The sequence below is a fragment of the Pseudomonas sp. MD195_PC81_125 genome (assembly GCF_014060985.1).
Classification (GTDB): domain Bacteria; phylum Pseudomonadota; class Gammaproteobacteria; order Pseudomonadales; family Pseudomonadaceae; genus Aquipseudomonas; species Aquipseudomonas parakoreensis.
The window spans coordinates 1-4081 of record NZ_JABULD010000108.1; the positions used below are offsets into that span (position 1 = coordinate 1).

3 protein-coding genes and 1 pseudogene are annotated in these 4081 nt (G+C 64.0%); 2 read left to right on the forward strand and 2 right to left on the reverse strand.

Annotated elements, in window-relative coordinates; genetic code table 11:
• Positions 1–21: 21 nt before the first annotated feature.
• A complete protein-coding gene (locus HT737_RS04790; RefSeq protein WP_182401670.1) occupies positions 22–1638 on the reverse strand; it encodes a murein L,D-transpeptidase in 1617 nt (538 codons plus the stop codon).
• 150 nt (positions 1639–1788) lie between these two features.
• On the opposite strand from HT737_RS04790, the gene HT737_RS04795 reads away from it, so the two are divergent.
• Positions 1789–2502, forward strand: a complete 714-nt coding sequence (locus HT737_RS04795) for a murein L,D-transpeptidase catalytic domain family protein (RefSeq protein WP_145595391.1) — start codon at positions 1789–1791, stop codon at positions 2500–2502.
• On the opposite strand, the pseudogene HT737_RS04800 reads toward HT737_RS04795, so the two are convergent.
• Positions 2450–3839, reverse strand: a pseudogene (locus HT737_RS04800) (MFS transporter). The gene HT737_RS04795 and the pseudogene HT737_RS04800 sit on opposite strands and share 53 nt — an antisense overlap.
• A 104-nt stretch (positions 3840–3943) precedes the next feature.
• Here HT737_RS04800 and HT737_RS04805 point away from each other — a divergent pair.
• Positions 3944–4081, forward strand: a 138-nt coding sequence (locus tag HT737_RS04805) for a LysR family transcriptional regulator (protein WP_182401672.1), incomplete at its 3' end; no start/stop codon positions are given.

The window sequence follows — 4081 nt, forward strand, 5'->3', positions numbered from 1 at the left end:
GGCAGCTCCTACAGAGAACGGTCAGTGTGCCCCGTCGAGGCCGGCGAGCAGCGCACTGTCACGGCTGTAGATATCCGGCGCATAACGCACCTGCCCATCCTTGCCGACCTGCGCCGTCCAGTAGGTCATCAGGATCGGCACCGGTGCCGACAGGCGGAATTCGTGGGTGCTGCCGGTGGCGAGCAAGGTGTCGGTGCGCGTACGTTCCGCCGGGGTCAACAGCAGGTCACGCAGTTGCATCGGGTGCTCGACCCGCACACAGCCCGAGCTGAAAGCGCGCGGGCCTTTGTCGAACAGGGCCTTGCTCGGCGTATCGTGCAAGTACACGGCGAACGGGTTGGGGAAGCGGATCACCAGTTGCCCCAGCGGATTCCGCGGCCCGGCCTCCTGGCGCAGCATGATGTTGCCGGGATTGTCCCAGTCGATATCCGCCGCGGCCAACGGCTGGCCATGGGCGTCGAGGACTTGCAGGTTCTGCCGGCTGAGGAAGGTCTGATCCTTGCGGATCGCCGGCAGTTTGTCTTCTTTCCAGATGGTCGGCGGCACGGTCCAGGTCGGGTTCAGGGTCAGGCGCGTGACCCGGGATTTGAGCAGCGGGGTCTGCCGTTCGGCGCGACCGACCTGGGTACGGGTCTGCCAGACCGGCACGCCGCCCTGATACAGGGTCAGTTCGGCGGCAGCGACGTTAACGAGCAAGCCATTGGGCTCCATGTCCTGCGCCAGCCAGCGGAAACGTTCGAGGTTGACCCGCAACTGCTCGCGGCGCGTCAGCGGGCTGATGTTGAGCTCGGCAATCGTCCCCGGCCCGACTACCCCGTCGGCCTGCAAGGAATGGTTGGCCTGAAAGCTCTTCACCGCTTCCACCAGCACACCCTCATAGGCATTGCCGGGCGTGCCGGTGACGTGGGTCAGATAGCCCTCGTTGAACAGGCGCTGGGCCAGTTCCGGCACGCGTTTGTCCTCCATCGCCGGGCGCAGCAGCGGGCCGTTGCCCACCGCCTGCCAGTGCGGCAAGGCCTGCAGCCGTTGGCTGGCGTAGAGATGACGCAGGCTTTGATACTGCGCCAGACGCGGACGCGCCAGATCGAACGCGGCTTTGATGTCGTGCAGGCCGGGTACCGCGATCGCCAGCAATTCCGCCTTACGATCACGCGGGGTGTCATCGGCATGCCACAGCGGCTCGAAATGTGACTGCAACAGACGCCCGAAATGCAGGTCTTGCAGCGCTTGCAGATAAAAGCGGCTGATGTCGATATCGGCACACAACTCGCCGTCCTGCGGTGGATTGACGGCCACCGGATAGCGCTTGGGATTGAGGCCATCGTCGGCCAACAACTGCAACTGCGCACGCAAGACCGGCAAACGCCCGGACTCGCTGGCCCACACCGGCAGCCAGTCCTGCTGCTGGTAGAACGCTTGCAGTTGCGCCAGCGCCGGACCACTCAGCTGTGCGGCAATCGCCGGGCATGCCTGAGGCAAACCGATCAGCACCGCTTGCAGCGGACTTTGTGGTTCGACCGGCATTTGCGCCGGCGGCGTCGGCAGGGTCTGCAACGGCGGCAAGGGTTCATCGGCACAAGCGACAAACGGCGCAGCGAGCAAACAAATGCTCAAGTAGCATGCGTACTTTTTGAACAACTGCTTTACTCCAATCCGTGGCCGTCTCATTGACGGTCAACCTTACATCAGGTGCGCTGAACAGTCAGGCTCGAAACAGGGGTCTGTCGGGTATGACTGGGAGTCAGGAGCCAAAGTGCCAAATAAGTAGCCAGTGAGGACACTGTTTAAATGTTGACGTTTTTGCGCCGACTTCTGCTGACCAGCGCGACCCTCGTCGCCGTGAGCAGCCCAGCTTTCGCCGCCGGCAAGCCATCGCCGGTTCTTTTCACCAGCCTCGCGCACGCCGCGCCGGAACTCAATCCCCAAGCGCTCAAAGGCGCCTTGAACGCCATGCAATGCGCGGTCAACAACGGCGCGCGACCCTCACGCCATCTGGCGATCATCGATTACTCGCAACCCTCCACCGCGCGCCGGCTGTGGATCTTCGACCTGAGCAGACAGAAACTGGTGCTGCGCGACCTGGTCGCCCACGGTTCGAATTCCGGGGAAAACTTCGCCACTCAGTTCTCCAATCGCGAAGGCAGCTACCAGTCCAGCCTCGGGCTGTTCCGCACCCAGGAAAGTTACGAGGGAACCCATGGTTATTCGCTGCGCATGGACGGTCTGGAGCCGGGCTTCAATGATCTGGCCCGCGACCGCGCCATCGTGATCCACGCCGCCGACTACGTGAATCCGCTGTGGAGCAAGCGTCAAGGCCGAATCGGTCGCAGCCAGGGTTGCCCGGCGGTGCGTCCGCAAGTGGCAAGGCAGGTGATCGACAAACTCAAGGACGGCCAGTTCATGTTCTCCTGGTACCCGGATCAGCGCTGGCTGAAGTCCTCGCCGTACCTCAACTGCCAGCCACAACAGGTGGCGAGTATCTTGAGTAGCCACGCCAGCTGACGATCAGGGCCATGACCATCAGCGCCGCCGCAACCCCGAACGTGCAGTGCAAGCCACTGCCAATGACCTCGGCCGGGGCTTGCGTCGGGTTGCCGGTAGCGGAGGCAAACACCGCGCCCATGACCGCCGCGCCGGTGATCAGTCCGAGATTGCGCGACAGCCCGAGCAAAGCCGACACCACGCCGCGCTGATCCTGACTGACCGTCGCCATCAACCCGGTATTGTTCGCCGCCTGAAACAACGCGTAACTGCTGGCAATGACCGCCATCGGCAACAGATACCCCGGCAGGCCGAGACGCATCGGCAACAACGCCAACAAGCTGCAACCCCCGACCATCCCGAGCAACGCCCCCCGGCACCACACGCCGCGCACCGAAGCGATCCACCAGACGCCCGGCCGGCACCCCGCCACACGCGGCCAGCAGCGGTCCGACTGACAACGCCAGGCCGACCACGGTGCTGCCCAGCCCCAGGCCTCGGCTCAGGTAAAACGGCCCGACCACCAGCGTGGTCATCATCACCGTCGTCACCAGCAATGTCAGCGCAAGACTGCTGCTCAGACGCGCATCGCTGAAGAGAGACAAACGAATCAGCGGCGCTCTGGCTTTCATCTCGACCGCAATAAACAGCCCCGCCCCGCCTACGCTCGACAGCAGCAACACCAGGGTGAATCCATCCAGCGTCATCGCCAGCGCATAGGCCGCCAGCGTCAATACCAACACTGCGCTGCCGAGATAATCAAACGCAACACCCGCCCGCACCGGCCGATCCGCCGGCAGATAGCGATAAACCAGCCACGCGTTGAGCAGGCCCAAGGGCACGTTGAGGACAAAGATCGACGGCCAGCCAACCTGCGCGACCAGCAGACCACCCAGTGACGGCCCGAGGCTGGTACCGGTGGCCGACATCGTCGCGAGCAGGCCCATCGCACTGCCCGCCCGCGTTTTGGGCACCGCATCAGCCACCAGCGCCACGGTCAAGGCGAACATGATTGCCGCGCCCAGGCCCTGCACGGCCCGCGCGCCGATCAACCAGCCAAGCCCCGGAGCCAGTGCGCAACACAACGACGCACTGGTAAAAATGCCAATGCCGATCAGCAGCAATCGCCGCCGCCCGAACACATCGCCCAGACGCCCGACGCTGACAATCAACGTGGTGACCGCCAGCAGATACGCCAGCACGATCCATTGCACCTGTTGAAACGTCGCATCGAACGCGGCGGCCAGGGTGGGTAATCCGGCGTTGGCGATGCTGGTGTCCAGTGATGGCATCAACATCGACAGCGCCAGGCTGGTCAGCGCCCAGCGGGCTTGAGGGGGCAAGGGGGATCCGGGCATCGGGCGGCTCCTGGTGCGAAGGTCAGACGGCATAGCCTGAGTCTCGACAAGGCAGGGCGCAAGACGCATGCTTTGCACTTGATACCTGCATGGAACGCCATGTCATGAGCGCACCGGACCTTAACCTGTTGATCACCCTTGACGTACTGCTGCGCGAAGGCAGCGTCGCCCGCGCCGCGCAAATTCTGCAGCTGAGCCCGTCGGCCATGAGCCGTGCGCTGGCCCGGCTGCGCGAGACCACC

Bases quoted from the DNA above. Each gene is read 5' to 3' on its own strand.
- HT737_RS04795 (WP_145595391.1), top strand. From the start codon at position 1,789: ATGTTGACGTTTTTGCGCCGACTTCTGCTGACCAGCGCGACCCTCGTC.